21 protein-coding genes and 1 tRNA gene are annotated in these 23891 nt (G+C 69.9%); 15 read left to right on the top strand and 7 right to left on the bottom strand.

The window, feature by feature from the left end; translation table 11 throughout:
* Positions 1–110: 110 nt before the first annotated feature.
* On the top strand, positions 111–1268 hold the full coding sequence (locus ACFVZW_RS16955; RefSeq protein ID WP_384521917.1) for a sensor histidine kinase: 1158 nt from the start codon (positions 111–113) through the stop codon (positions 1266–1268).
* A gap of 114 nt (positions 1269–1382) precedes the next feature.
* Here ACFVZW_RS16955 and ACFVZW_RS16950 read toward each other — a convergent pair whose 3' ends face one another.
* From ACFVZW_RS16950 to ACFVZW_RS16925, 6 genes are all read right to left on the bottom strand, one after another.
* The gene (locus ACFVZW_RS16950) at positions 1383–1976 is read right to left on the bottom strand and encodes a DNA-binding response regulator (RefSeq protein WP_383553313.1); all 594 of its coding nucleotides are present in this window, start codon (positions 1974–1976) and stop codon (positions 1383–1385) included.
* A 122-nt stretch (positions 1977–2098) separates the two neighbouring features.
* Complete coding sequence (locus ACFVZW_RS16945; protein WP_384521915.1) at positions 2099–2803, bottom strand: 4'-phosphopantetheinyl transferase family protein; 705 nt, start codon at positions 2801–2803, stop codon at positions 2099–2101.
* Positions 2800–3390 carry a YdeI family protein gene (locus ACFVZW_RS16940; protein WP_384521913.1) on the bottom strand — a complete coding sequence of 197 codons (591 nt, stop codon included), beginning with the start codon at positions 3388–3390 and terminating at the stop codon, positions 2800–2802. The genes ACFVZW_RS16945 and ACFVZW_RS16940 overlap by 4 nt, the downstream gene beginning before the upstream one ends.
* The gene (locus tag ACFVZW_RS16935) at positions 3387–5279 is read right to left on the bottom strand and encodes an NAD(P)-binding domain-containing protein (protein WP_384521911.1); all 1893 of its coding nucleotides are present in this window, start codon (positions 5277–5279) and stop codon (positions 3387–3389) included. Before ACFVZW_RS16935 ends, ACFVZW_RS16940 begins: the two co-directional genes overlap by 4 nt.
* Before the next feature lie 21 nt (positions 5280–5300).
* Entirely contained in the window at positions 5301–5852 is a 552-nt protein-coding gene (locus tag ACFVZW_RS16930) for an SRPBCC family protein (RefSeq protein ID WP_384521909.1), read from the bottom strand.
* On the bottom strand, positions 5849–7438 hold the full coding sequence (locus ACFVZW_RS16925; protein ID WP_384521907.1) for an aldehyde dehydrogenase family protein: 1590 nt from the start codon (positions 7436–7438) through the stop codon (positions 5849–5851). Before ACFVZW_RS16925 ends, ACFVZW_RS16930 begins: the two co-directional genes overlap by 4 nt.
* 167 nt (positions 7439–7605) lie before the next feature.
* Here ACFVZW_RS16925 and ACFVZW_RS16920 point away from each other — a divergent pair, with 167 nt between their 5' ends.
* From ACFVZW_RS16920 to ACFVZW_RS16910, 3 genes are all read left to right on the top strand, one after another.
* On the top strand, positions 7606–8076 hold the full coding sequence (locus tag ACFVZW_RS16920) for an SUKH-3 domain-containing protein (RefSeq protein WP_384521904.1): 471 nt from the start codon (positions 7606–7608) through the stop codon (positions 8074–8076).
* Positions 8077–8225: 149 nt separating this feature from the next.
* Positions 8226–8894: a 2-phosphosulfolactate phosphatase gene (locus ACFVZW_RS16915; RefSeq protein ID WP_384521952.1), complete on the top strand. Its 669-nt coding sequence runs from the start codon at positions 8226–8228 to the stop codon at positions 8892–8894.
* A 175-nt stretch (positions 8895–9069) separates the two neighbouring features.
* Positions 9070–10368, top strand: a complete 1299-nt coding sequence (locus tag ACFVZW_RS16910) for a hypothetical protein (protein WP_384521901.1) — start codon at positions 9070–9072, stop codon at positions 10366–10368.
* Positions 10369–10479: 111 nt separating this feature from the next.
* On the opposite strand, the gene ACFVZW_RS16905 is transcribed toward ACFVZW_RS16910, so the two are convergent.
* A tRNA-Arg gene (locus tag ACFVZW_RS16905) sits at positions 10480–10551 on the bottom strand.
* Positions 10552–10662: 111 nt separating this feature from the next.
* On the opposite strand from ACFVZW_RS16905, the gene ACFVZW_RS16900 reads away from it, so the two are divergent.
* The 11 genes from ACFVZW_RS16900 (at position 10663) to prmC (ending at position 23872) form a co-directional block, all read left to right on the top strand.
* Positions 10663–11178 carry a response regulator gene (locus ACFVZW_RS16900; protein ID WP_384521899.1) on the top strand — a complete coding sequence of 172 codons (516 nt, stop codon included), beginning with the start codon at positions 10663–10665 and terminating at the stop codon, positions 11176–11178.
* A 110-nt stretch (positions 11179–11288) separates the two neighbouring features.
* Positions 11289–12545 carry an ArgS-related anticodon-binding protein NrtL gene (gene nrtL / locus ACFVZW_RS16895; protein ID WP_384521896.1) on the top strand — a complete coding sequence of 419 codons (1257 nt, stop codon included), beginning with the start codon at positions 11289–11291 and terminating at the stop codon, positions 12543–12545.
* A gap of 12 nt (positions 12546–12557) precedes the next feature.
* The gene (lysA, locus tag ACFVZW_RS16890; protein ID WP_384521893.1) at positions 12558–13949 is read left to right on the top strand and encodes a diaminopimelate decarboxylase; all 1392 of its coding nucleotides are present in this window, start codon (positions 12558–12560) and stop codon (positions 13947–13949) included.
* Between the two features lie 104 nt (positions 13950–14053).
* The gene (locus ACFVZW_RS16885) at positions 14054–15346 is read left to right on the top strand and encodes a homoserine dehydrogenase (RefSeq protein ID WP_362358279.1); all 1293 of its coding nucleotides are present in this window, start codon (positions 14054–14056) and stop codon (positions 15344–15346) included.
* A 6-nt stretch (positions 15347–15352) separates the two neighbouring features.
* Positions 15353–16423 carry a threonine synthase gene (gene thrC / locus ACFVZW_RS16880; protein ID WP_384521890.1) on the top strand — a complete coding sequence of 357 codons (1071 nt, stop codon included), beginning with the start codon at positions 15353–15355 and terminating at the stop codon, positions 16421–16423.
* A gap of 369 nt (positions 16424–16792) precedes the next feature.
* On the top strand, positions 16793–17710 hold the full coding sequence (thrB, locus tag ACFVZW_RS16875) for a homoserine kinase (RefSeq protein WP_383553260.1): 918 nt from the start codon (positions 16793–16795) through the stop codon (positions 17708–17710).
* Between the two features lie 384 nt (positions 17711–18094).
* Positions 18095–20137 carry a transcription termination factor Rho gene (gene rho / locus ACFVZW_RS16870; protein WP_384521887.1) on the top strand — a complete coding sequence of 681 codons (2043 nt, stop codon included), beginning with the start codon at positions 18095–18097 and terminating at the stop codon, positions 20135–20137.
* 205 nt (positions 20138–20342) lie between these two features.
* Positions 20343–21440, top strand: coding sequence for an LCP family protein (locus ACFVZW_RS16865; RefSeq protein WP_384521885.1), 1098 nt, complete (start codon positions 20343–20345; stop codon positions 21438–21440).
* 155 nt (positions 21441–21595) lie between these two features.
* Positions 21596–21814, top strand: coding sequence for a 50S ribosomal protein L31 (gene rpmE / locus ACFVZW_RS16860; RefSeq protein WP_046909139.1), 219 nt, complete (start codon positions 21596–21598; stop codon positions 21812–21814).
* A gap of 98 nt (positions 21815–21912) precedes the next feature.
* A complete protein-coding gene (prfA, locus tag ACFVZW_RS16855) occupies positions 21913–22989 on the top strand; it encodes a peptide chain release factor 1 (RefSeq protein WP_361434704.1) in 1077 nt (358 codons plus the stop codon).
* A 37-nt stretch (positions 22990–23026) separates the two neighbouring features.
* The gene (prmC, locus tag ACFVZW_RS16850) at positions 23027–23872 is read left to right on the top strand and encodes a peptide chain release factor N(5)-glutamine methyltransferase (protein WP_383553246.1); all 846 of its coding nucleotides are present in this window, start codon (positions 23027–23029) and stop codon (positions 23870–23872) included.
* The last annotated feature ends 19 nt before the right edge of the window (positions 23873–23891 follow it).

Raw genomic sequence — 23891 nt, 5'->3', positions numbered from 1 at the left:
CTATGCTGCACACCCCGTGCGAAAACGCAGTCGAGTAGGGAGCCCCTGTGCGATGGTCCCGCACCGCAGATTCAGACGCATACACCCACCGGGCCACCGAAGGAGGTGACTTGGCGCCGCGCGTCGCCGGCACCATCACCATCGTCGTCATCCTCTGCTTCTTCGCCGTCGCGCTGACCTACGCCATCGGCGGAGGATTCGGAGGCGCGGAACTCGCCCTGTGCGGCGTCCTCATGCTGATGCTGCTCTTCCTCCAGCTCAGCCACTCCTTCCCGGACTGGATACCGGCGGCCGCCCGCTTCCGCAGGGGGACCTTGGCCCTCCAAGCGGTGCTCACCTTCGCCCCGTTCGCCCTGTTCGGCGCCGCCTGGCTGGGAATGCCCGGCTTCCTCGCCGCCTCCTCGCTGCTCGTCCTGAGGGCGGCACTGGGCTGGACCGCCTTCGCCGCCGTCATCGCCGCGACCGGCGTCGTCCAGTTCGCCGTCGGGTACGGAGTGGGCCAGCTCGCGTACAACACCGTGGCCACCGTCCTCACCGGCCTGGTCGTGTACGGGCTCAGTCGGCTCTCCGGCCTGATCCGCGAAGTACAGGCGGCCCGCGAGGAGCTGGTCCGCCTCGCCGTGACACAGGAACGGCTCCGCTTCGCCCGCGACCTGCACGACCTGCTCGGCTTCAGCCTCTCCACCATCACGCTCAAGTGCGAACTCGCCCACCGGCTGGTGCGGGTGGCGCCGGAGCGCGCGGAGATGGAGATCACCGAGATCGTCCAGACCGCGCGCCAGGCCCTCACCGACGTCCGCTCCGTGGCCAGCAGCTACGTCCAGATGAGCCTGAACCGCGAGGTCGGCTGCGCGGCCTCCCTGCTGCGCGCCGTGGGCATCCGTACCGACATCCGGGTCACCCAGGAGCCCCTGCACAGCTCCGTGGACACCGTCCTCGCGACCGTACTGCGCGAAGGCGTGACCAACCTGCTGCGGCACAGCAAGGCCCAGCACTGTGTGATCGAGGCGAGCGTCGATGGCGGCACCGCCCGCCTCCGCATCGCCAACGACGGTCTGCGCGACCGGGATTCCGCCCACTGCCCCGACAGCGAGGGCGTCACCGGCGGAGTGGGCCTGCGCAGCCTCACGATCCGCGCCGAGGCCGTGGGCGGGCGGCTCACCAGCCGCGTCCGTGAGGACGGCTGGTTCGAACTCACCGTGGAACTCCCGTCCCCGCCGCCGGGCGCCGCCGCGGAGCCGGCCGACCGCGAGGCCGCGGAAAGCTAGGGCGTGTCTTGTCGATCAGGCCGGGCTCGCGGACAAGACACCCCCTTGGGCGTTGTCCCCCGGAACGTGCCGCGGGAACGCACCGTCGGCCGGTCCGCGGGACACGCCCCCGGCTCACAGCCAGCCGGCGTCCCGGGCGATCCGTACGGCGTCCATACGATTACGGGCGTTGAGCTTGGTCACCACCGTGGTCAGATAGTTGCGCACGGTGCCCGCGGACAGGAACAGCTTCCGCGCGATCTCCGGCGCGTCGAGCCCCTGCGCGGCCAACCGCAGCACCTCGCTCTCCCGCGCGCTCAGCGGACTTCCCCCGGCCGTCAGCGTCGCGAGCGCCAACTGCGGGTCCACGACCTGCTCCCCGGCCACCACCTGGTGGATCGCCGCCGCGAGCCGGGTCGGGTCGGCGTCCTTGAGCAGGAACCCGGACACCTTCGCCTCCAGCGCCCGACGCAGGTTCCCCGGCCTGCCGAGACTGGTGAGGATGATCGTCCTGCACTCCGGGAGCTCCCGGCTCAGCAGTTCCGCCGCCCTGATGCCGTCGATCCCCGGCATGTCGATGTCCAGTACCGCGACGTCGGGCCGGGTCTCCAGCGCCACCGGAAGCACCCGGTCGCCATTGTCGGCCTCCCCCACCACTTCGATGCCGTCCTCCAGCTCCAGCAGCGAGACCAGGGCCCGCCGGAGCATCAGCATGTCGTCCGCGAGCATGACTCTGATCACTGTCGTCCCCCCTCACGAACCCCCCTGTGGAGCCCGTTCGCGAGGTGAATCGTAGTGCGGTAGAGGCTATTTGGCGGATAATCGTCACCGGACTCCGGTATCCGCGCTGGTCACCGCTCCGGCGAGAGAGCGACCGCCGCAGCATGATCCTCCGGAGTGGCCACATCCCGTACGGTCCAGCCGTCGGGGCCCGCGGCCGGGGTGACACCCGTACCCACGTAGTCCAGCGCGGGGGAGCGGCCGAGCCCCGTACCGATGCCCTTGAGGTACGCCTCCTTGCGCGCCCACGCCCGCGTGAAGGCCGGCGGTCGCGACTCCTCGTCGAGTACCGCCAGTTCGGCCTGCTCCTCCGGATGCAGGACCGTCATCGTCTCCGCGACGGCCTCCGGCGTCGGCACGCGCTCCACGTCCACACCGAGCGGCACCGGCGCGAGACCGAGCAGCACCATCGACCCGCCGTGCGAGAGCGAGAAGTGCGCCCCGCCCCCCTCGACCACGGGCCGGCCGTGCGGCCCGCCGCAGCAGGGGCACACCGCCCGCCCCAGCCGGACCGCCTCCGGCGCGAGACCGAGCCGTTCGCCGAGCAGCACCCGCAGCCCCACATGGGCCACGAGATAGCTCCGCCGGTCCGCCTCGCGCCGCAGGGATTCCGCGCGCCGCAGCTCCCCGGCGTCCAGCACCCGGGGAGCGAGCCGCCCCGCCCAGCCGGCCCAGGCATCCGCCTCGACCAGCCACAACGTCGTCTCCGACGCCCGCTGCACGGGCAGGGCGGCGGGCGGCGCCACCAGCGCCGACGGGGGCCGGGGCGGGATCACGGCTTCCTCCGGGGCCCGTGCGGGGGATCGCCGGCCTCCAGCCGTTCGACGTACGTCGCGATCCTGCGCGCCCGCGTCTCCGCCTTCACCGCCTTCTCCACGTTGAGCAGGATCTGGTACCGGTTGCTCCTGCTCAACGCCTCGTAGGCGACCGCCGCCCCAGGGGACGCGTCGAGCGCGGCCCGCAGATCGGGCGGGACCTCCGCCGTGCTCTGCGGGGCGTAAGCGGCGGACCAGCGGCCGTCGGCCTTGGCCAGCTCGATCTGCGCGAGCCCCGCCGGCCGCATCCGGCCCGCGGCGATCAGCTTCCCGGCCTTGGCGCAGTTGATCTTCGACCAGGGGCTGCGGCGCTTGCGGGGCGAGAAGCGCTGCGCCCACCAGCCGTCCGGCACGTTCCCGGAGAAGGCCTTGCCGTCGATCCAGCCGTAGCAGAGCGCGACGTCCAGGGCCTCGGACCGGGTGACCGAGGCGACCGCCGTGCCCTTCTTCGGCAGAGCGAGCCACACCTCGTCGGCCGCCTCGTGATGCTTCTCCATCCAGGCGGCGAACTCCTCGACGGAGGAGCAGCGCAGATTGTCGTCCGTCATGCCGCCGTGTCCACCTCCACCGTCTCCGTGACGCGCGCACCGGAGCGCGCGGTGTCCGGCACGCTGCTCAGCGGCCGGCCCTGCTGCTCGGCGGCGGCCTTGACGCGCTCCAGAGTCATCCGCATCCCCTCGCGCAGCTCCTCGGTGTGGTTCTCGTAGCCGCCGAGCATCGAGTCGGCGAAGGACGCGGTGCGCTTGCGCTGCCCGGTGTTCTGCCCGGAGACGTCCCACACCTCGGTGACCAGTGTGCCTCCCTGTCCGTCCCGCTCGAGACGGTACCCCCAGCGCACCCCGTTGGTCGTGGTGTGGAAGGCGAAGGACTTGCCCCGCTCCCACTGCTCGACCGTGTTGGAGGTGATCCACGCGACCCAGCCGCGGCGGTTGATGCCGATGAACTTCGACCCGACCCCGCGCTTGTCACCGCGCCAGTAGCAGCGGCGGCACTCGGGGCTCCACTCGCCCATCCGCGTCACATCGCTGATCAGGTCCCACACCACCTCGGGAGACGCGTCGATCCGGATCGACACCTCCTCGGGACGGTAGTCGGCCGCGAGCGTCCCGCCGGCCTTCCTGGCGAGCTTGGCGCCCCTGCGCCGTACCCCGCGCAGCTCCGCGAGATAGGGGTAGTGGTCCACCTGCATGGTGTGCCGCTTGGACGTGATGTAGCGCTTGGCGAGCTTCTCCTTGTACCGGGTGATCTCCTTGCGCATCTCCGACAGGGACGGCAGCGCGGCCTTGCCCTGGAGGAGATCGGCGATCCAGTGGGACTGGGCCTCGGCCAGTACCGTCGTCGCGCCCAGCGGCTGGAACAGCCCCACGAAGTACAGCCCGGAGTGCCGGGGGTCGACCACACGGTGGAAGAGGGAGACGTCGTTGTCCGTCGGGGCGATCACGGACTCGTCGAGGAAGGGGAAGCTGACCTTGTAGCCGGTGCTGTAGATGACCGTGTCGACGACCTCGCTGCTGCCGTCGGTGAAGTGCACCGTGTCGCCGTCGAAGTGCGAGATGTTCGGCTTGACCGAGAGACCGCCGTGGCCGAGCCGGGGGAGCAGGGACTCCGAGACGGTCGGGTGGGAGTTGAACAGCTTGTGGCCCGGCTTCGGCAGACCGAAGTCGGTGACCTTGCCGATCGTCATCCGAAGCAGGAGGGCCATGACCCAGCGCTGGGTCTCGCGCGGCATCACCCGGGTGATGAACGGGCTGATCATGTCGTCGCCGGGCTTGCCGAACATGAACTTGGGGAAGACGTAGCCACCGGTACGGATCGACAGGAACGTGCGCTCGGAGACGGTGGAGGTCTCCACCGCGATGTCGGACGCCGAGTTGCCGAAGCCCAGCACCAGCACCCGCTTGCCGGCGTACTCGTCGGGGACCTTGTAGTAGTGCGAGTGGATCTGGGTGCCGGTGAAGGTGTCCGCGCCGGGGAAGGCCGGCTCGGGGTCGCGCGGGTCCCAGTGGTGGCCGTTGGCCACGACCACGGAACCGTAGTGCCGGGTCGTCTCGACCCCGGTGTCACGGTCCTGCGAGGTCACGGTCCAGCCGCCCCCCTCGGCGGGCTCCACATGGGTCACCGACGTACGGAAGGCGATCGACTCGCGGAAGCCGAAGTGGTCGACGTAGTCGTCCAGGTACTGCGCGATCTGGACGTGGTCGGGGTAGTGCGGATAGTCCTTCGGCATGGGGTACGCGCGGTACTCGGACAGCTTCTTGGACGTGTTGATGTGCAGGGACCGGTAGCCGGACGACATGCCGTTGTCGTTGAGGTAGCGCCAGTTGCCGCCGACCTTCGAGCCGGCTTCGTAGCAGTCGAAATCGATCCCGCGCGCATGCAGGACCTGGCAGGCGGCAAGCCCCGACCAGCCGGCTCCGATGATGCAGACCTTCTCCATGGGGGTGCTTCTCCTTGTGTGTCAGGACAGGTGGTGGCCGCCGGCGGTGACCCGGGCGGGGCCTCCGACGGCGGAGATGACCTGGTGGGCGCTGCGGAGCAGCACATGTCCGACGGCCGAGTCGATCGCACCCGCGAGATGGGGGACGCTCGTGCTGTAACTGACCTCGAAGGCGACCTCGCTGCCACCGGGGACGTCGGTGCTGGTCCAGGCCCCCTTCAGATGCTGGAAGTCCCCGCTGACCTGCTCGAACTCGATGCGGTACGACTGCTCGCCCGCGGGGCCGGGGCGCCCGGCGGGCTCGGTGGGCTGCACGTCGGCGGTGCCGTGGGGCTCGGCGGGCTCGGTGGGCTGCACGTCGGCGGTGCCGTGGGGCTCGGCGCGCCGGGTGCGCTGCACCCAGCCGGCCGTACCGCCGCGGAAGGCGAGCACCCACTCCTGATCCCCGTCGGCGGTGGGTGCGACGGAGAGGATGTCCTCGGCGTACGAGGGGAACGCAGCCCCGTCCGCGAGGCGTTCGATGACTTCGGCGGCCGAGGCGGGGACCGTGGCCTTCAGTACGCGGGTCGTCATGACGCGTCCTCCTTGTCGGCCGCCGGGCGCAGCACGCTGACGGCCTGCAGACGGGTGGTGCGCAGCATGGGGTGGCTCGCCTCGCCGAAGGCACCGCCGGTGAGACCGGGGCCGCCCTGGTTGGGGAGGAAGGGGAGGAAGCCGCTGTGCGAGTCGTTGATCTTCAGATTGCCGGCGTTGGTGACCCCGTCCAGGAAGCGCTCGATCGTCGAGAAGCTGGAGGACCAGACGGAGTTGCGCAGCCCGTACGCGTTGCTGTTGACGAAGTCCAGCACCTGCTCCAGGAGTTCGTCGTCCGAGGCGACGGCCTCGGGCACGACGATCGGCAGCAGCGGGAAGAAGGTCTCGTCGCGGACGACGGAGAGCGACCTGGCGCCCTGGAGGCCCTCCACGCGCACGATGCTCGGCTCGACGAAGAAGCCGGTGCTCGACTCCGACCCGTCCACCTCCAGCCGGCGCCCGCCGTGCACGAGCTTCGCTCCCTTGGCGAGCGCCTCGCCCAGGCAGCCGAAGAACCAGTCGACCCCGAGGACCGGGGTGAGGACCACGCCCGGCTCGTCGGGATACCCCGGCCGGATGTCCTTGGTGGCCGCGACGAGCCGCTCGATGAGCTCGTCGGCGATCGCCGGGTGGGCGACGACCTGGTTGGGGACGTTGCAGATCTGGCCGGAGTTCAGGAAGAACTGGGTGATGGTCTCCACCGCGGCGTCCAGGTCGGCGTCGTGCCAGACCACGCAGCAGTCGTTCCCCGCGAGCTCCAGGATCGGCTTCTTGCCCGCGGCGATCGCGTCGGCCTCGAACTCCAGGCCCTTCTTGCTGCCGCCGAAGTAGAGCACGTCGTCGACGTGCTCACTGGCGAGCCAGGTCTCCAGCATGGGGGCCCCGCAGAACGCGTTGACCGTCCCGGCCGGTGCGCCCATCTCCTCCAGCACGGGCGCCACGACCTCTCTCATCGCGTACATACAGCTGAGCGCGACGCCACGCGGCGCCCGCACCACGACGGTGTTTCCGGCGATGAGGGCGGTGAGCCCGTTCAGCGCGTTCACGGTCGCGGCGTTCTGCGGCGGATTGATGCAGACGACGCCGTCGGGAATGCGGCGCAGAATCATCTCCCGCTCGCCGTCCACGCGCCGGAACTCCAGCTGCTCGGCGCACCATTCGAGCGTTTCCCTGCTCCAACTTGTGAAGGGAATTCCGGTGATCATTCCCTCGGCCGCGTCCCGGGGAGTCCCTTCGGCGACCAGAATCTCGACCAGCGGATCCCGGTGCTCCAACAAACGCTCTCCGATCCGCCGCCCCACCTCCAGACGTGTCTCGATCGGCACCCGCCGCCACTCCTCGGCGGCATTGGCAGCCGCTTCGAGCGCCAGCGCCGCCATGCCCTCGTCGGCGACGACACAGGCCCCGACGGCGCGCTCCCCTGCCGCATCCGGATCGACGATTCCCAGATCGAGATCGCGCTTGAGACGCAGACTGGGGAAGGTGTCCTCGATGAGGGAACGGGCGGTAATGGTGTGTACGAACTGCGGATTGTCGCCGGTGATGTCCTGGCCACCGATGTAGGCCGGATATACCCCGAACTTCATTTCGCCCCCTTCGGTCAGTCCGAATACGGCTGACGTTTGTCCCCAAAGCTAGGGCGGCGAATCCACGCGAACAATGAGCCCACCATCAGGCTTGCTTATGGAAGCGATCCGCCCGGACTCGGCGCTGTACGATCCCAGGGCGCGCTGCCACCGGGGGAGAACAGGCAATGCCGAGAATGAGAGCGGACGAGGTCGAGGCGGCCCTGACCGCCGCGGGCTGGTCCCCCGGGCGCGACATCGGCGCGGAGCTGCCCGAGCTCCTACGGGTGGTGACGGAACGCTTCGCGGACGAGGGCCATCCGGTCGAACCGTTCGAGGCCGCCCAGGACTTCGTACGCGAATTCGGCGGCCTGCGCCTGCCCATCCCGGGCACTCCGCCGGACGCCGTCGGCTTCACCCCGCAGTGGATCTACGAGGAGAGCGCCGAGGACGTGGCCGAGCTGGCCGAAGACCTGGGCCGCCGACTGTTCCCGGTGGGCTACGAGGAGTTCGACGCGTCGATGATCCTCATCGACGAGACCGGCCACTTCTTCCTCATGCACCACACGGGCCCGTACTTCCTGGGAGCGAGTGCGTACGAAGCGATCAGCGCGCTGCTGCGCGGCCCCCAGGAGGAGGCGGGAAGGCACTTCGCGTGACGCACTCCCGGCACCCCGAAAGCTGCAACGCCACGACGCCGAGCCGCTGCCCGAAGGCAGCGAACGCAATTGCTACGGCACGGCGCAGGGGGGGGGCGTGCTGGTGCTTCGGGTAGGGCATGCGCGACCATGACCGGATGGACGCTCGTTTGGACGCTCGCTTCCTCGGCATTGCCGACCTGGTCGAAACCCCGTCCGTGGCGGTCGTGGTCGACGTCATGCGTGCTTTCACGGTGGCGGCCTGGGCCTTTGCCCAGGGGGCGGAAAAGATCGTTCTTGCCGAGTCGCTGGACGAAGCCCTGGCGCTCAAGGCTCGTCACCCGGATTGGGTGGCGCTCAAGGACGGCCCGCCCGCGCCCGGGTTCGACGCCGTCAACTCACCGGCCCTGCTGCGGTCCATCGACCTCGCCGGACGGACCGTTGTGCAGAAGACCACGGCAGGGACGGTCGGCGCCCTGGCGGTCAAGGAGGCGTCGCTGGTGCTGTGCGCCGGCTTCGTGGTGGCGGAGGCGACGGCTCGACTCCTGCGGACACGGGACTGCGCCAGTGTCACGTTCGTGGTCACTGGCGAGGATGGGCACGCCGAGGAGGATCTGGCGTGCGCTCAGTACATCGCCCGGAGAACCACCGAGGCGGGAACGGACGCAGCCGAGTTCCTCCGCCGCGCCGGCAAGTCGCGCGCCGCCACCGAGCTGGCGGAGGGTGTGCGTCGAGGATCCCATCCCGATGACGTCGCACTCTGCCTCGAACTCGACCGCTTCCCCTTCGCCATGGTGGCGACCCCGGAAGACTCCCTCATGGTCCTCCGCCCGCGCTGACCGCCGCCGGGCGGCGGCGTGCGCGCCAACGACCCGATTCACGCACGACCATCAGCACGGCACCGTTCGATCAAAGCCGAGTGCCCCGCGGGGCGCACGGTTGTCGCCTGCGAATCACCCGGACGGTTTGGAGGGGCGGCTTGGTTCGTCCGACAATGCTGGGCATTGTGCGGGCATGAATGAGCAGCGGACTCCGGGACGGAGAGGCGTCGTCCTCTGGATTCTGATCGCGTGTGGCCTGGTAGCGACGGCGGTTGAGCTGACCATTTTCGGTGGTGCGGATGTGACCGACGGGCTGACGTACGCCGGAAGAATCAGCGGCGTCGTCTTCCTGGCGGCAGCCATTCTGGAGGTGGTCGCCTTCGGCGCCCTCTTCAGCCCTGCGAAGTACTCGGGCGCGCTCGTGATCCTCGGCGTCCTGATCTCGCTGTTGACGAACGTCGTTCTGCTCATCCTTCATCTGGACGGCAGTTTCACCTACTACTCACTCTTTCTGATCCTGCTGCCATGGGCCTGCTGGGCTCTCTTGTGGCTCTACAAGAAAGGCGTCTGGAGCCGCGTCCCCCACGCCCGAGGCTTTGCGGCGGGTGTGGCGCTCACAGGACTCCTCGCGGTCGCCAACTTCACGCACACCCAGGTCTACCAGCCCTACACGGCGACGGCCATGCTCACGACTTCGGTGGAGTTCGGTGCCGCAACCGCCGCCGCGAACGGCGCAGTCAGCGTTCCGCTGCGCCTGCGCACGCGCAATTCGGGGAAGGTGGGTGTGTACGTTCTCGGTTCCCTGTACCAGCTGAGCGCACGACCGACGTCGTTCGTGCGCTACCCCCGCCCGGACAAGGACTGGCTCCAGGACATCAACAGCGGTCAGCGAGACCTCATGCGCTACACGAATGTTCACGCCGGCGGATACGAACTGCTGGCCCAAGGACAGTTCGCCGGACGAGCCGGTCCCGCCATGGTGCTCGAACCAGGAGCGGAAATCGTGACGCGGAAGGTCATCCAGTTTCCCAGGAGAAACACGTACGAAGTGCTGGCCGCCACCGCGAACGTAGCCTTTCTGAGGAAGGACCGAGCGAAGCTCACCGACGACTACGCCAGATCCGGCTCCAGTTCGTGGAACAAGGAATACGTCAACAAGAAGTTGGAGCCACGTTGGGTAACCAATGATGACCATGGTGACAACGATGACCCCGTCAACACCTTCCGATACGAGTCACGCATCGCGCACAGCACGGCCGTTCTCGAGAACACCCGGGCTCCCCACTACGTCACCGTCTGGTGGGCCCTGCACGAGGTGAAGTCGGAGGGCCCCTTCGGCCCGGATCTGGTGGCCGTGGTGGGGCCCAAGGAGGCTCTCGGAAACAGGCCATCAGCGGCGGATACCCACCGGATGGCAGAGCGCTACGGGCTGGCCTACGCACCCAGCGGCACGACCCAGATCTCCATGGCGGAGCTACTGAAGGCTCCGTGACCGGAGGCACCCACTGGGGGCCGCGGCCCCAAGAACACGCCTGCACACGCAAGAAGACCCCGTCCTCAGCGTCTTAGCTGGTGGCGGGGTCTTTAGGCACTTCCTGCGAAGTGCCCCCGGCAGGATTCGAACCTGCGCACACGGCTCCGGAGGCCGTTGCTCTATCCCCTGAGCTACGGGGGCGTCCGCCGTGTTCGGCGGCGACGGGTAGAACCCTACCAGCATCCGAGGAGTGCCTGTGAACAGGTATTTCCGTCGCGTCACCGACCCCTCGTTCCCCCTCACGGGTCGGAAGTGGGCAAAACCCGGACGCAGCCCCTCCCCGCGACCTACTCTCGTCGTGTGTCAGGCGTGTCCGGTCGGGTGCTCGTTGTCGATGACAACCGGGTGATCCGGCAGTTGATCAGGGTCAATCTTGAACTCGAGGGGTTCGAGGTCGTGACCGCGGCCGATGGTGCCGAGTGTCTGGATGTCGTGCATCAGGTATGTCCTGATGTCGTCACCCTCGACGTCGTCATGCCCCGGTTGGACGGGTTGCGTACCGCCGAGAAGCTGCGGTCCGATCCACGGACCAGTCATGTGCCCGTCGCCATCGTCAGTGCCTGTACGCAGCACGAGATGGACAGCGGTGTCGCGGCCGGCGTCGACGCGTTCCTTGCCAAGCCCTTCGAGCCCGCCGAGCTCGTCCGCGTCGTGCGGCAGCTCATGCACCGGGAGCGCGGCGAGCGGCGCGACGGACAGGAGGGGCCTTCTGCCGTCGACGGCAGACACGGGGCCGGGCGCGCCGGCAGTCCCAGCGGGTCCCACTAGCCGTCGTGCTCCACAGCGCGCCCGGCCGCGACTGAGTGCGCCCGCCCCCTGCTGCCCGCATTGCGAAACCGGTTCGCGTTCCGACCCCCCTTCTCCCATACGCTTGTCCCGTGACTCCCGCGGACCTCTCCCTCACCGTGCTGCACGCCGTGCGCCGTGCGGTCGACGACGGTGCGCTGCAGGTCGACAGCGGAGACATGCCCCGACACATCAAGGTCGAGCGGCCCCGGCCCGGCGGGCGCGGGGACTACGCGAGCAACGTGGCCCTGACCCTCGCGCGGGCCGCCCGGCGCACCCCCCTCGACGTGGCCGCCATCCTCAAGGACCGGCTCCACCACAGCCCCGGGCTCGCCGCCGTAGACATCACCGGGCCCGGCTTCCTCAACTTCACCCTCCGCCAGGAGGCACAGCAGGACCTCGTACGCGAGATCCTCCGCCGCGGTCCCCAGTACGGGTGGCTCCAGCCCACCGGCCAGATCTCCCAGCCCTGCTACCGCGCCGACCTCCGCGCCGCCGTCACCGCCGACTCGCTGCGGCGCATCCTCGTCTCCCAGGGCGTCGCCGTCCGCACCGGCTGCGAGGACGCCGCCGACCCCGACTGGGCACTCTTCGGCGTGCGGATCGAGGCCCAGGGAGCGAGGGGCAAGCTGCCCGTCGACATCGCGCCCCTTCCTGTTCCCGACACCCCCCGCGCCCTCCTCCGCCGTCTCGGCGTCGACGCCGCGCGTTGGGGGCTCCTCTCCGCCGCCTCGCACGACCGGGCCCGTCTCGGCGACGAGCTCCTCCGACAGCACGAGGACAATCCCCTCTTCCGTGTCCGGTACGCCCACTCCCGTACCCGCGCCCTCCTCCGTAACGCCGCCCAGCTCCAGAGCCTCAACCTCGACGTCAACGTCGAAGACGCCGACGCCCCGGTCCTCACGCGTGCCGCCGCCGACGCCTCGGTCCTCACGCGTGCCGCCGTCGAAGACGCCGCCGGCGCCCAGGTCGCCCTCACCCCCGCCGTCGAAGCCGCCGCGGCCCTCGACGTCCCCGGCACCCCCCACCCCGCCCCCGAAGGCGCCTACGCCCAGGCCCCCCACCCCGCCTCCGAAGGCACCTGCGCCCAGGCCGCCCTCGTTCGCGTCCTCGCCGATCACCCCGCCGTCCTCGCCTCCGCCGCCCGCCATCGCGCCCCCGATCGGGTCGCCCGGCATCTCGAAGTCGTTGCCGATGCGCTGCTCGACTTCCAGCACACCGTCCTGCCCCTCGGCGACGAGAAACCCTCGGCCGCCCACCGCTCCCGGCTCGCGCTCGCCGAAGCCGCCGGGGTGGTGCTCGCCGGTGGCCTCTCCCTGCTCGGCATCAGCGCACCCGACCAGATTTGAAAGATTGCAGACATGAGCCGTTCCGCCCACCCCGCCGGGCCCCGTCACGCCGACGTCCTCCCCGAAGGGCACTACACCGCCCCGCCCTCCGACCTGAACCACCTCGACCCCAAGGTCTGGGCCAGGACCGTCGAGCGGAACGACCTCGGTGTCGTCACCGTCGGCGGTATCGGAGTCGACGAGCTCCGTGAGCAGTTCGGTACCCCCGCGTACTTCCTCGACGAGGCCGACTTCCGCGCCCGCTGCCGCGCCTGGGCCGACGCCTTCGGCGCCGACGCCGACGTCTTCTACGCCGGCAAGGCCTTCCTCTCCCGCGCCGTCGTGCGCTGGCTCAAGGAGGAGGGGCTGAATCTGGACGTGTGCTCCGGCGGCGAGCTGTCCACGGCCCTGTCCGCCGGGATGCCCGCCGAGCGCATCGCCTTCCACGGGAACAACAAGTCCCACGAAGAGATCCAGCGCGCCGTCGAGGTCGGCGTCGGGCGCATCGTGCTCGACTCCTTCCAGGAGATCGTCCGCGTCGCCCACATCGCCCAGTCGCTCGGCAAGCGCCAGCGCGTGCAGATCCGGGTGACGGTCGGGGTCGAGGCTCACACGCACGAGTTCATCGCCACGGCCCACGAGGACCAGAAGTTCGGCATCGCCCTCGCCGGGGGACAGGCCGCCGAGGCCGTCCGCAGGATCCTCAAGCTCGACGGGCTCGAGCTCATCGGCATCCACTCCCACATCGGGTCCCAGATCTTCGACATGGCCGGCTTCGAGGTGTCCGCCCGCCGCGTCGTCCAGCTGCTCGCCGAGGTACGCGACGAGCACGGCGTCGAGCTCCCCGAGATCGACCTCGGCGGCGGCCTCGGCATCGCCTACACCTCCGAGGACGACCCCCGCGAGCCGCACCACATCGCCAAGGCCCTCACCGAGATCGTCACCCGTGAGTGCGAGGCCGCGGGGCTCCGTACGCCTCGGATCTCCGTCGAGCCCGGGCGCGCCATCGTGGGGCCCACCGCCTTCACCCTCTACGAGGTCGGCACGGTCAAGCCCCTCGAAGGGCTGCGGACGTACGTCAGCGTCGACGGCGGCATGTCGGACAACATCCGCACCGCGCTGTACGACGCCGAGTACAGCGTCGCCCTCGTGTCGCGGACGAGCGACGCCGAGCCCATGCTCGCCCGCGTCGTCGGCAAGCACTGCGAGAGTGGCGACATCGTCGTACGGGACGCATTCCTGCCCGCCGACATCGCCCCCGGCGACCTCATCGCCGTACCGGCCACCGGCGCGTACTGCCGCTCCATGGCCAGCAACTACAACCACGCACTCCGCCCGCCCGTCGTCGCCGTGCGCGACGGCGAGGCGAAGGTGATCGTCCGGCGTGAGACGGAGGAAGATCTCCTGCGTCTCGATGTCGGGTGATGAAATAAGCGTCTCAGGATCCGGACGAGGGACAGAAACCCTCGTCCGGTGAGTGAGACTGGTCCAACCGTAGAGATACGAAGTAGTACGAGAAACGAGGTCGGATGATGCGTACGCGTCCGCTGAAGGTGGCGCTGCTGGGCTGTGGTGTGGTCGGCTCAGAGGTGGCGCGCATCATGACGACGCACGCCGACGACCTCGCCGCGCGCATCGGCGCCCCGGTCGAGCTCGCCGGCGTGGCGGTCCGCCGCCCCGACAAGGTCCGTGAGGGCATCCCCGCGGAGCTGATCACCACCGACGCCACCGCTCTGGTCAAACGGGGCGACATCGACGTGGTCGTCGAGGTCATCGGCGGGGTCGAGCCCGCCCGCTCCCTCATCACCACCGCCTTCGAGCACGGCGCCTCCGTCGTCTCGGCCAACAAGGCGCTCCTCGCCCAGGACGGCGCGAGCCTCTACGCCTCCGCCGACCAGCACGGCCAGGACCTCTACTACGAGGCCGCCGTCGCGGGCGCCATCCCGCTCATCCGGCCGCTGCGCGAGTCCCTCGCCGGCGACAAGATCAACCGCGTGATGGGCATCGTCAACGGGACGACCAACTTCATCCTCGACAAGATGGACACGTCCGGCGCCGGGTACTCCGAAGCGCTCGACGAGGCCACCGCCCTCGGGTACGCCGAGGCCGACCCGACCGCCGACGTCGAGGGCTTCGACGCCGCCGCCAAGGCCGCCATCCTCGCCGGGATCGCCTTCCACACCCGCGTACGCCTCGACGACGTCTACCGCGAGGGCATGACCGAGGTCACCGCCGCCGACTTCGCCTCCGCCAAGCGCATGGGCTGCACCATCAAGCTGCTCGCCATCTGCGAGCGCTCCGCCGACGGCGGCTCCGTCACCGCGCGCGTGCACCCCGCGATGATCCCGCTGAGCCACCCGCTCGCCTCCGTCCGCGAGGCCTACAACGCGGTCTTCGTCGAGGCCGAGGCCGCCGGGCGGCTCATGTTCTACGGCCCCGGCGCCGGCGGTTCTCCGACCGCCTCGGCCGTCCTCGGCGACCTGGTCGCCGTGTGCCGCAACAAGCTCAACGAGGCCACCGGCCCCGGCGAGTCCGCGTACACCCAGCTGCCCGTGAGCCCCATGGGCGAGGTCGTGACGCGGTACCACATCAGCCTCGACGTGGCCGACAAGCCTGGCGTACTCGCCCAGGTCGCGACGGTCTTCGCCGAGCACGGCGTATCCATCGATACGGTGCGCCAGCAGGGCAAGGACGGCGAGGCCTCCCTCGTCGTCGTCACCCACCGCGCGCCCGACGCCGCCCTCTCCGGGACCGTCGAGGCGCTGCGCAAGCTCGACACCGTGCGCGGTGTCGCCAGCATCATGCGTGTTGAAGGGGAGTAAGGACCCATGACCAGCAAGGGCACCCACCAGTGGCGCGGCATCATCGAGGAGTACCGGGACCGCCTTCCGGTCACGGACGCGACGCCCGTCGTCACGCTCCGTGAGGGCGGCACGCCGCTCGTCCCCGCTCAGGTCCTCTCCGAGCGCACGGGCTGCGAGGTGCACCTCAAGGTCGAGGGCGCCAACCCCACCGGTTCCTTCAAGGACCGCGGCATGACCATGGCCATCTCCAAGGCCAAGGAGGAGGGCGCGCAGGCCGTCATCTGCGCCTCCACCGGCAACACCTCGGCGTCCGCCGCGGCTTACGCGGTGCGCGCCGGGATGGTGTCCGCCGTCCTCGTGCCGCAGGGCAAGATCGCGCTCGGCAAGATGGGCCAGGCCCTCGTGCACGGCGCGAAGATCCTCCAGGTCGACGGCAACTTCGACGACTGCCTCACCCTGGCCCGCGCGCTCTCCGAGAACTACCCGGTGGCACTGGTCAATTCGGTGAACCCGGTCCGTATCGAGGGCCAGAAGACCGCCGCCTTCGAGATCGTGGACATGCTGGGCGACGCTCCCGACATTCACGTCCTGCCCGTGGGCAACGCCGGCAACATCACGGCGTACTGGAAGGGGTACCGGGAGTACGCCGCCGACGGTCTGGCGACGCACACCCCGCGCATGTGGGGCTTCCAGGCCTCCGGCTCCGCGCCGCTCGTGCGCGGCGAGGTCGTCAAGGACCCGTCGACCATCGCCACCGCGATCCGGATCGGCAACCCGGCCTCCTGGGACTTCGCGATCGCCGCGCGGGACGAGTCCGGCGGCTTCATCGACGAGGTGACGGACCGTGAGATCCTGCGTGCCTACCGGCTGTTGGCCTCGCAGGAGGGCGTCTTCGTCGAGCCCGCCTCCGCCGCGTCCGTGGCCGGTCTGCTGAAGGCCGCCGAGCAGGGCAAGGTCGACCCGGGCCAGCGGATCGTCTGCACGGTCACCGGCAACGGCCTGAAGGACCCCGACTGGGCCGTCGCCGGCGCTCCCCAGCCGGTCACCGTCCCGGTCGACGCGGCGACCGCCGCGGAGCGCCTCGGCCTGATCTGATCGGCCCCAGCCGGTCCGATCGGCCCCGGACGGGCGGCTGATCCGCCGCGCCCGGCCCGATCAGCCTTCTGATCTGGCCTGATCCACCTCTGCCTGGCCTGATTCGGCCCCTCCGCACGGAGGGGCCACCGGGTGAAACCCGATCAGGAACGTACATAGGCGCACAGGATGGCTCGCGACACGCATCGTGCGCCTCCTGTGCGCCCTATGTCGCCACAGAACCTTCCTTCGATAGGCTGTACCGAACCCGCCCCGTTGCATATGCGCGGTGTCGTTGCCGTTGTCGCCCCCGAGGCAGAAGCGGCCCCCGGGTTTCCGTGTACTTCTCTTGAAATCCCGTAGTCGCAAGTCAAGGAGAGTCATCGAGCGATGGCCGGTCCCGCGTTCCGCGCCGCCGCCGTACGGGTGCGCGTTCCCGCCACCAGCGCCAACCTCGGCCCGGGCTTCGATGCCTTCGGCCTGTCGCTGGGTCTCTACGACGACGTCGTCGTCCGGGTCGCCGACTCCGGGCTGCACATCGACATCGCCGGAGAGGGCGCCGACACGCTCCCGCGCGACGAGAGCCACCTGCTCGTACGCTCCCTGCGCACGGCCTTCGACCTGCTCGGCGGGCAGCCGCGCGGCCTCGAGGTCGTCTGCGCCAACCGCATCCCGCACGGCCGCGGCCTCGGCTCCTCCTCCGCCGCCATCTGCGCCGGCATCGTCGCCGCCCGCGCCGTGACCATAGGCGGCGACACCCGCCTCGACGAGGCGGCCCTCCTCGAGCTCGCCACGGAGATCGAGGGGCACCCCGACAACGTCGCCGCCTGCCTGCTCGGCGGCTTCACGCTCGCCTGGACCGAATCCGGTGCCGCGCGGGCGATCAGGATGGATCCCTCGGATTCCATCGTTCCGGTGGTTTTCGTCCCCGGAAAGCCCGTACTGACCGAGACCGCCCGCGGTCTGCTGCCGCGCACCGTCCCGCACGTCGACGCCGCGGCCAACGCCGGGCGCGCCGCGCTCCTCGTGGAGGCGCTGACCCGCCGCCCCGAGCTGCTGCTCGCGGCCACCGAGGACCGGCTGCACCAGGAGTACCGGGCTCCCGCGATGCCCGAGAGCATCGCCCTTGTGAACCGGCTGCGGGCGGACGGAGTCCCCGCGGTCATCTCCGGCGCGGGCCCCACGGTGCTCGCGCTGGCCGAACACGGGACGGCCGACAAGGTCGCCCGGCTGGCGGGAGAGGGATGGGCCGCGAACCGGCTCGACCTCGACGTGTCCGGAGCGAGTGTTCTGCCGCTCGCTCCGTAGGGACACGTGATTGCCGGTGATGGAGAGGGGGAATGTTTGTTGGAGCCGGTAGTGTTAACCTCAAGTCAGCACCCGGCGCCTTTGTGGCGCGGTGCTGAGTGTCCCCATCCGGGACCACCGATTCTTCCGGGAGCCTCCCCAACTGCCTGAGCAGCCTGCCTGAGCAGTTTCGAGCACGCTCCGGAACCGGCGCGACACCCCTCGCTCTTCCCAGGTGAGGGCCGAGCAGGGGGCCTCGGGCCGGACCCACAGCACGTTTTTTCTCTTCCGCCGTACCCGGCGGGACCACCGCCCCGACACGGTCCACAAGCCAGGACCGCTGCCGGACAGCACAACCGGTCGCCGAGCCAGATGGCCGACGTCCGCTCCAGGGAAGGACCCTTCGTGAGCGACACCACCGATCTGATGGGCGTGACTGCCGACAACAGTGTCGACAACGCCGCGCCCGCCGAAGGTGCTGCCACTGGCACCACCGCACGGCGCCGCCGCTCCGGCACCGGCCTCGAGGGCATGGTCCTGGCCGAGCTGCAGCAGGTCGCGTCCGGCCTCGGCATCAGGGGCACCGCGCGGATGCGCAAGAGCCAGCTGATCGAGGTCATCAAGGAGGCGCAGGCCGGAGGCGGCTCGTCCGCCCCCGCCAAGGCCGCCGACACGGCTGAGACCAAGCCGAAGCGCCGTGCCACCTCCAAGGCCCGCACGGCCGAGGCCGCGGCCGAGACCGCCGCCCCGCAGGCGGAGAAGGCCGAGAAGGCCGTCGCCCAGCAGCAGATCGACATCCCCGGTCAGCCCTCCCCCAAGGTCTCGGCTTCGCTCGACCAGGGAGGTGCCCCCACCGACGACCAGCCGGCCGGCGAGCGCCGCCGTCGCCGGGCCACCGCGCCCGCCGGAAGCCCGGAGGGCGAGGCCAAGGCCGAGACCGCCCAGGCCGTGAAGACCGAGGCCAAGGTCGAGGCCCGTACGGACACGTCCGCCGACGCCAAGGCCGACACAGCCGTCGACACCGCCGAGGGTCGCGGCCGCCGTGACCGCGGCGAGCGCGGGGAGCGCCGTGACCGCGGCGACCGCCAGCGCGACCGCCGTGACCGCGGCAAGGGCGACGACCAGCAGGGCGGTGGCCAGGGCGGCCAGCGTCAGCAGCGTCAGGGCGGCCAGCAGCCGAACACCGGCCCGCAGGACGACTTCGACGACGAGGGCGGCCGTCGTGGCCGTCGCGGCCGCTACCGCGACCGTCGTGGCCGTCGCGGCCGTGACGACTTCGCGACCGGCGAGCCGCAGGTCTCGGACGACGATGTCCTGATCCCCGTCGCGGGCATCCTCGACATCCTCGACAACTACGCGTTCATCCGGACCTCCGGCTACCTGCCCGGCCCGAACGACGTGTACGTCTCCCTCGCCCAGGTCCGCAAGAACGGCCTGCGCAAGGGTGACCACGTCACCGGCGCCGTGCGTCAGCCGAAGGAGGGCGAGCGCCGCGAGAAGTTCAACGCGCTGGTCCGCCTGGACTCCTCGAACGGCATGGCCGCCGATTCCGGCCGTGGCCGCCCGGAGTTCAACAAGCTGACCCCGCTCTACCCGCAGGACCGGCTCCGCCTGGAGACCGACCCGGGCGTGCTGACCACGCGGATCATCGACCTCGTGTCGCCGATCGGCAAGGGCCAGCGTGGCCTGATCGTGGCCCCGCCGAAGACCGGCAAGACCATGATCATGCAGGCGATCGCCAACGCGATCACGCACAACAACCCCGAGTGCCACCTGATGGTCGTCCTGGTCGACGAGCGTCCGGAAGAGGTCACCGACATGCAGCGGTCGGTCAAGGGCGAGGTCATCTCCTCGACCTTCGACCGCCCGGCCGAGGACCACACCACGGTCGCCGAGCTGGCCATCGAGCGCGCCAAGCGTCTCGTGGAGCTGGGTCACGACGTGGTCGTCCTGCTCGACTCGATCACCCGCCTGGGCCGCGCGTACAACCTCGCGGCGCCGGCCTCCGGCCGCATCCTGTCCGGTGGTGTCGACTCGACCGCGCTCTACCCGCCGAAGCGCTTCTTCGGTGCCGCGCGCAACATCGAGGACGGCGGCTCGCTGACCATCCTGGCCACCGCGCTGGTCGACACCGGCTCGCGCATGGACGAGGTGATCTTCGAGGAGTTCAAGGGCACCGGCAACATGGAGCTCAAGCTCGACCGGAAGCTCGCCGACAAGCGCATCTTCCCGGCCGTCGACGTCGACGCCTCGGGTACGCGTAAGGAAGAGATCCTGCTCGGCAGCGACGAGCTCGCCGTCACCTGGAAGCTGCGCCGTGTGCTGCACGCGCTCGACCAGCAGCAGGCGATCGAGCTGCTCCTCGACAAGATGAAGCAGACGAAGTCGAACGGCGAGTTTCTGCTCCAGATCCAGAAGACGACTCCCGGAGCCGGCAACAACGACTGAGGCGAGACCTCCGTCACACGGCGGGGAACCGGCCTCAGGGCCGTAACCCCGCCGTGACCTGGACAAACCCATCGCGCCCACCGTGCCTCGCACGGTGGGCGCGGTGCGTTGTGGCCCGTCGCTCTGCGAAACCTCACAGGTTCCTATGCAACCCTTTTGGGCGCTTCGCCGTCACAGAAGGTGAAACTAGGACCTGAGGTAGCAGATGAGTCAGCAGAGCAGGGGCGGCCGAATACCGGGCAGCGGCAACGGCCGCCGACGCAAGCCGCCCACCAAGGGCCGCCGCGCGGTGACCGTCGCCGCCTGGGGCGCGGCCGCACTCGTCGTGGTCGGCGGCTCCGGACTCGGTTACGTCTACTTCAAGCTGAACGGCAACCTCAAGGGCGTCGACATCAACGCCCAGCTCGGCACCGAACGCCCCGAGAACGTCGACAACGGCTCGATGGACATCCTCGTCCTCGGCTCCGACTCCCGCTCCGGCGACAACGGCGCGTACGGCAAGGACGAGGGCGGGGCCCGCTCCGACACCGCGATGATCGTCCACGTCTACGAGGGCCACAAGAAGGCCGGCGTCGTCTCCGTCCCGCGCGACACCCTCGTCGCGCGCCCCGCCTGCACCGACGGGCAGGGGAACACCGTCGCCGGCGAGAAGCGGGCGATGTTCAACACCGCGTACGAGGTCGGCGGCCCGGCATGCGCCGTGAAGACCGTCGAGGCGATGTCCGGCATCCGCATGGACCACTACATCGAGGTCGACTTCACCGGCTTCACCAAGCTGATCGACAAGCTCGGCGGCGTCGAGGTCACCACGACACGGCGCATCACGGACGACAAGAGCCACCTCGACCTCGCACCGGGCACCCACACCCTCGACGGCGAGCAGTCCCTCGGCCTGGTCCGCACCCGCAAGACCGTCGGCGACGGCAGCGACCTCGGCCGGATCCAGCTCCAGCAGGCCTTCATGAAGGCGTTCATCGAGCAGGTCAAGGACGTCGGCGTCCTCACCAACCCCAAGAAGCTCCTGGACATCGCGGACACGGCCACCAAGGCCATCACGCCCGACTCCGAGCTGGACTCCGTCAACGAGCTCATGAGCTTCGCCAAGGGGCTCTCGGCGATCGGCTCGGAGGACGTCCACATGGTCACGATGCCGGTCCGGTACGACCCCGCCGACCCGAACCGCGTCATCCCCCTGGAAGCCCAGTCCCGGCAGGTCTGGCAGGCGCTCAAGGCCGACAAGCCCATCCCCGCCTCCGCCACCAAGGACACGGCCACCGGGCAGGCGGACGGCGTCGTGAAGTAGCCCCCGCGGGCACCGCTCGACCGCCCCGGAATAGTTTCACCACGGACCCGGTTTTGGGAGATACGGCCGGTCCTGGCAGACTGGTACGTCGGCTCCGGTTCACGCAGGTGCAATCCGCACGGCGACCCGGCGCCCTCCCGAAACTAGGAGACACCTTGAAGCGCGAGATCCACCCCGAGTACGTCGAGACCCAGGTCAGCTGCACCTGTGGCGCGTCGTTCACCACCCGTAGCACCCTGACCGAGGGCACCATCCGTGCCGAGGTCTGCTCCGAGTGCCACCCGTTCTACACGGGCAAGCAGAAGATCCTCGACACCGGCGGCCGCGTCGCCCGCTTCGAGGCCCGCTTCGGCAAGGCTGCGGCCAAGAAGTAGCACGTCACTGCGCCGGTCCTTGGTCGCTCCCGCAGGGGGGACCGGACCGGCGCTTTGCCGTCCCCGCAGTCCGTTCGTACGAAAACCAGGAGCCCCCGATGTTCGAGGCGGTCGAGGAACTGATCGGCGAGCACGCCGATCTCGAGAAGAAGCTCGCTGACCCTTCGGTCCACGCGGACCAGGCCAACGCGCGCAAGCTGAACAAGCGTTACGCCGAGCTGACCCCGATCGTCGCCGTCTACCGTTCGTGGAAGCAGAACGGTGACGACATCGAGACCGCCCGCGAGCTGATGCACGACGACCCCGACTTCGCGGCCGAGGTCAAGGAGCTGGAGAAGCAGCGCGAGGAGCTGACCGACAAGCTGCGGCTGCTGCTCGTCCCGCGCGACCCCAGCGACGACAAGGACGTCATCCTGGAGATCAAGGCCGGCGCGGGCGGCGACGAGTCCGCCCTGTTCGCCGGCGATCTGCTGCGGATGTATCTGCGCTACGCCGAGCGCGTCGGCTGGAAGACCGAGATCATCGACTCCACCGAGTCCGAACTCGGCGGCTACAAGGACGTCCAGGTCGCGGTGAAGACCAAGGGCGGCAACGGCGCGACCGAGCCCGGCCAGGGCGTCTGGGCGCGGCTGAAGTACGAGGGCGGGGTGCACCGCGTGCAGCGCGTGCCCGCCACCGAGTCGGCCGGCCGGATCCACACCTCCGCCGCCGGTGTCCTCGTGACGCCCGAGGCCGAGGAGATCGACGTCGAGATCCACGCCAACGACCTGCGCATCGACGTGTACCGCTCCTCCGGTCCCGGCGGCCAGTCCGTCAACACGACCGACTCCGCGGTCCGCATCACGCACCTGCCGACCGGCATCGTCGCCTCCTGCCAGAACGAGAAGAGCCAGCTCCAGAACAAGGAGCAGGCCATGCGTATCCTCCGGTCCCGGCTGCTCGCCGCCGCGCAGGAGGAGGCCGAGTCCAAGGCCGCCGACGCCCGCCGCAGCCAGGTCCGCACCGTCGACCGATCCGAGAAGATCCGTACGTACAACTTCCCGGAAAACCGGATCTCGGACCACCGCGTCGGCTTCAAGGCGTACAACTTGGACCAGGTACTCGACGGCGACCTGGACGCGATGATCCAGGCCTGCGTCGACGCCGACTCTGCTGCGAAACTGGCCGCCGCGTAAGTTCCGTAAGCCCCACCCCGTACCACGGAGGACCAGCGTGAACCTGCTGCTTGCCGAGGTGGCCCAGGCCACCCAGCGGCTGGCCGACGCCGGCGTTCCCTCTCCGCGTTTCGACGCGGAGGAGCTCGCCGCGTTCGTGCACGGCGTCAAGCGGGGGGAGCTGCACAACGTCAAGGACGCGGACTTCGACGCCCGCTACTGGGAGGCGGTGGCCCGCCGGGAGGCGCGCGAGCCGCTCCAGCACATCACCGGCCGGGCGTTCTTCCGCTACCTGGAGCTCCAGGTGGGGCCGGGCGTCTTCGTGCCCCGTCCGGAGACCGAGTCGGTCGTCGGCTGGGCCATAGACGCCGTACGGGCCATGGACGTCGTCGAGCCGCTGATCGTCGACCTGTGCAGCGGTTCGGGCGCGATCGCGCTCGCCATGGCGCAGGAGGTGCCGCGCTCGCGCGTGCACGCCGTGGAGCTCTCGGACGACGCGCTGGTGTGGACCCGTAAGAACGCCGAGGGTTCGCGGGTCACCGTGCACCAGGGCGACGCGCTCAGCGCGCTGCCGGAGCTCGACGGCCAGGTCGACCTGGTCATCTCCAACCCGCCGTACATCCCGCTGACCGAGTGGGAGTACGTCGCGCCCGAGGCACGCGACCACGACCCGGAGATGGCACTGTTCTCCGGCGAGGACGGCCTCGACACGATCCGGGGGATCGAGCGCACCGCCCACCGGCTGCTGCGCCCGGGGGGCCTCGTCGTGATCGAGCACGCGGACACCCAGGGCGGCCAGGTGCCGTGGATCTTCAACGAGGAGGCCGGCTGGGCGGACGCCGCCGACCACCCCGACCTGAACAACCGGCCGCGCTTCGCCACCGCCCGCAAGGCGATGCCGTGAACCGCACTGCCATGACCAC

The sequence above is a fragment of the Streptomyces sp. NPDC059567 genome, from assembly GCF_042735655.1.
Taxonomy (GTDB): Bacteria; Actinomycetota; Actinomycetes; order Streptomycetales; family Streptomycetaceae; genus Streptomyces.
Note: the sequence above shows the minus strand (reverse complement) of the source record. Positions and strands in the feature narration are given on the sequence as shown.